This is a genomic window from Pseudomonadota bacterium (assembly GCA_034660915.1).
Classification (GTDB): Bacteria; Desulfobacterota; Anaeroferrophillalia; order Anaeroferrophillales; family Anaeroferrophillaceae; genus DQWO01.
In genome coordinates this window covers 1-3,545 of sequence record JAYEKE010000194.1, presented here as the reverse complement: position 1 = coordinate 3,545, position 3,545 = coordinate 1, and the positions used below count along the sequence as shown (strand labels likewise).

The 3,545-nt window shown below is 50.5% G+C and carries 4 protein-coding genes; all 4 read right to left on the bottom strand.

From position 1 onward, the window contains the following. Positions 1 to 246 precede the first annotated feature (246 nt). Positions 247 to 1,512 carry an alginate export family protein gene (locus tag U9P07_11110; GenBank protein MEA2109956.1) on the bottom strand — a complete coding sequence of 422 codons (1,266 nt, stop codon included), beginning with the start codon at positions 1,510 to 1,512 and terminating at the stop codon, positions 247 to 249. An 11-nt stretch (positions 1,513 to 1,523) separates the two neighbouring features. Beyond that, a complete protein-coding gene (locus U9P07_11105) occupies positions 1,524 to 2,159 on the bottom strand; it encodes a molecular chaperone TorD family protein (protein MEA2109955.1) in 636 nt (211 codons plus the stop codon). A gap of 113 nt (positions 2,160 to 2,272) precedes the next feature. Continuing rightward, entirely contained in the window at positions 2,273 to 3,184 is a 912-nt protein-coding gene (locus tag U9P07_11100) for a 4Fe-4S dicluster domain-containing protein (GenBank protein MEA2109954.1), read from the bottom strand. Positions 3,185 to 3,321: 137 nt separating this feature from the next. Further along, a partial coding sequence (locus tag U9P07_11095) for a hypothetical protein (GenBank protein ID MEA2109953.1) occupies positions 3,322 to 3,545 on the bottom strand: 224 nt, incomplete at its 5' end.

The window sequence follows — 3,545 nt, the reverse complement described above, 5'->3', positions numbered from 1 at the left end:
GCGGCCTTTTGGGTCGGAAACATTTATTGACGAGATGGAATTCAGACTTGGCAAGTCTCTACGACCGAAAAAGCCAGGTCGACCTCCAAAGAAGTAGGGAATATGGGGAGTGTCCCTAATTAAAATCCAAAGAAGTAGGGAATATGGGGAGTGTCCCTAATTAAAATCTGGGGAGTGTCCCTAATTAAAATCTCCATCTGAGGTTACTAAGATGGAGATTTATATGGTTGCTGACTATTTTGGAGATTAGAACTTGTATGTCAAGCGGGCCCAGAAGACATCTTCGTCATGGCCGCCCACCACGTTGGTGTAGCTGGCTGAATGATCCATCTCGTTGTAATGGGAATACTTCAGCAGCCCGGTAAGGTTTTTGTTGATTTTTTTGACCAGCAGGAGGTCGATCTCATCACCGTATTGGTCGTCAAAGTTGTTGTAATCATCGTCGGTGGTATCGAAATAGTGATAAACGGCTTTCAGCTTCACGCCCATGAGCTTGGTTCCCGCTTCAACAAAATAATCTTCCAGACCGTTTTTCAGCTTGCCGCCGTTGGTGGACAGAAAAACATCGGCCCAGCCGTTGAATTTGTGGGCGGTGCTGAACAGGGTATCGAACGGCCGGTCATCGCCATCCAGCCCTGAGATATAATGGTAGCCGGCGCCAAAGCGGATTTTGGCGATGGTGTAACCAATGCCGGTATTGATCATATAGCCGTCGTGATCCTCTCCGTCGGCGAAGTCACTCTGGTAGGCGCCGGTAAGATCATAATCAAAAACGGCAATCTTGCCGTTGAGGCGCAAACCATAGGTGGCTGAGTCACGGGCGCTGTCGGCATCGCTTTTCGTATCTAGGAGATAGCAGAAGCCGGTGATGTTCAACCCTTTAATTCCGGTATATTTGGCATTGAGGAGGACCAGAGCGTCCAGGTCGACATAATCAAGGAGGATGGTGTTGACTTGGTTGACATAGGCGCCATAGAGTTTCAAGTCTTTGATTGACGTGTTGGTCAGGGAGACGGCGTCAAAGGACTGGCCGTTCTGCCGCCAGCCGATATTGCCGATCAGTCTGGAATCATTAAGAATAATTTCCTGGCGTCCCAGGCGCAGGGTGGTATCGGGAAGCCCCTTGAAATCCAGAAAAACCTGGTGAACCCGGTTGCCCTCGGGATCGGCAATGACATCGTAATCGGTATCTTCGGGGGCGTAATGATCCGCTAGCGTGGTGAGGTCGTGAAGTTGAATGTAAACGCTGCTGTTCAGGTATTCTCCGGTGCGATAGCCAACCCTGGTGCGCAGATTGAGGGCTTTAGCCGAGTCTTTGTGGTTGTCCTGGAGGTCGGAATATTCATATCCCAGCCGCAACTCTAAGGTGGGAGTACCGCTTTTCAAAACTTCCGTCACTTCATCAATAATGGAGGCGCAATTGGCCTTGGGGAGATAACTGAAGCCCATGGCTATACAGACGATAATGGCGAGGGTGAATATTCTGGTTGTTGTTCGTAATAATGTTTTCATGTCAAGTCCTTTCAGTTGGATTTACTTGTGGCGGCAAGTGCTGGAGTGATATGTTCGTGGTCAATTTCCACGTAGTGGGCGATCAGCATGACCAAGCGGGCGTAAAAAGGGATCATCTTATGTTTTAAAAATGACTGTGCCAGCTGGGGAACCCAATTAACCAGGTGGCGCGCCAGAAAATCGGCTTGTTGCTCAGCCTGATTCCGGCTGCAGAGAAAATGCATGAACTCCAGTTCGGTAGCCAGGTGGTCTGGCATGTCGCGATCGCTTAAGGTAATTCCCTGCCGGCCGTAAAGTGATTCGAGGTCGGCGAGGAAAGCGGCGGTTTTCTCCGCTTTGACCTCCGGCATGATCGTAGCTGATTCATAGAGGGAAAACGATGGCTTGTTGACTGCCAGGTCAAAATGGGAAGTATAGGTGACCTGCAGGTCTTCCAGCTGGGCAAAACCGCCCAGTTCCTTTTGCAGAATGGATAACTTTCCAGTCAGAGCCTGGTATGCCGCCGGCAGTTTTTCCAGCTGGGCGGCGGTTTCGGTAAAAAACACCCCGCTGCTGAGGCTTTCGGCGTTTTCTTCCACCGGGTAGTCGACAGCCAGGGAAAGATATTTGTAGATGGCGCTTCTGGCGATATCCTGACTTTTGGTCATGAAAAATCTCCTTATTTCGTAACCACGGTAACGAACAAGCCCCTGTGTTTGCCCGTTACCGTGAGTAATAGTGTTGTCTCGGGCAACCACAAGGGGTTGCTCCTACGATTGTTTTAGATTTTCCAGGTCGGATAGGCGCACAAAACATCCATCAATTCAGATTTTGGCTTGCTACGTTCCTTTTCCATGGTGGCTTTAACCTGGTTGATCACCGGGCTGAACTGTTTTTTCAGGTAGGCGTCATCTTCGCGTTGACCATGTTCATTACCCTGGCTGTCGATGGCGTTCGGGCCGAAGACCGGCGGGATATAGAAGATCTGCGGTTTGGTGCCGAATTCTGGATGCAGGGGTACGGCCTTGAATTTTTTGACCAGCTCGTATACCGGGCTTTCGGGATCGTCGAGGTCACCGAAGAAGCGGGCCTTGCCGGGGCAGTTCTGAACGCAGATGGGCGGCATGCCCTTTTCCACCCGGGGGTAGCAGAGGATACATTTTTCCGCTTTATCGGTATTCTTGTTGATGAAGATGCGTTTGTAAGGACAGGCGTCAACGCAGTCCCCCGCTCCCTGACAGAGTTCAGGATCAATGAGCACTGTGCCGTCAGCCCGCTTGTAGATCGCCTTTTCCGGGCAGGCGGGAATACATTTAGGATCTTCGCAGTGCATGCAGCCGATCGGCAGGTAATAGAACCAGGCATCGGTAACATCTTTACCCTGGCCGATGTCCTCATCCCAGTTGGGGCCGCCTTTCATTTTGGCCAGAACCTTCGGCATCCCCTTGCCGGGATTGTTCTGCAGCTTTTGATAATCGAATTTTGGCACCGCCTCATAATCGCTTTCAGCCATCGGCAGTCCTTTGATGGATTTTTCTTCCCAGTTCTTCGGGTAGCCCGTACCCGGCCGGGTTTCCACCATGGCAAACCACATATGATCGGCGCCGTCCCGATCGCTCCACAACATTTTGCAGGCGACAGTGCAGGATTGACAGCCGAGACATTTATTGAGATCAATAACCATTCCCCACATAATGTCCTCCTATATTTTCATCTTATTTAGTGCCTTACAGGTTGTTTTCTGGTTTGAAAAACAAGAAAATGTTCTGATAAGAGCACTTATTTGCGGGCGCACTAATTAAATTTTTGGTTGCGGGCATCAAACTCGCATTAGATTTTCTTAACTTCCACCGAGGTATCACATTCACTGCCGGTGACGCCCCAGAAGTTCCAGCCGTATTTCAGGTGGTAAGATGGAGCTCCCGCCTCTTCGGGATATTTGGCTGACTGGGTCGGTTTCGGGCGAATCGGGGTGATCAGGTTAAACCACCCTTCGCGGCAGTTGAACATCTCACCGCCGTTTTCGACTCTGACTTCACCGTCGCGAATACCGG

Excerpts from the sequence above, each read along its gene's own strand:
- U9P07_11100 (MEA2109954.1), bottom strand. The coding sequence starts at position 3,184 with ATGTGGGGAATGGTTATTGATCTCAATAAATGTCTCGGCTGTCAATCC.
- U9P07_11105 (MEA2109955.1), bottom strand. The coding sequence starts at position 2,159 with ATGACCAAAAGTCAGGATATCGCCAGAAGCGCCATCTACAAATATCTT.
- U9P07_11110 (MEA2109956.1), bottom strand. The coding sequence starts at position 1,512 with ATGAAAACATTATTACGAACAACAACCAGAATATTCACCCTCGCCATT.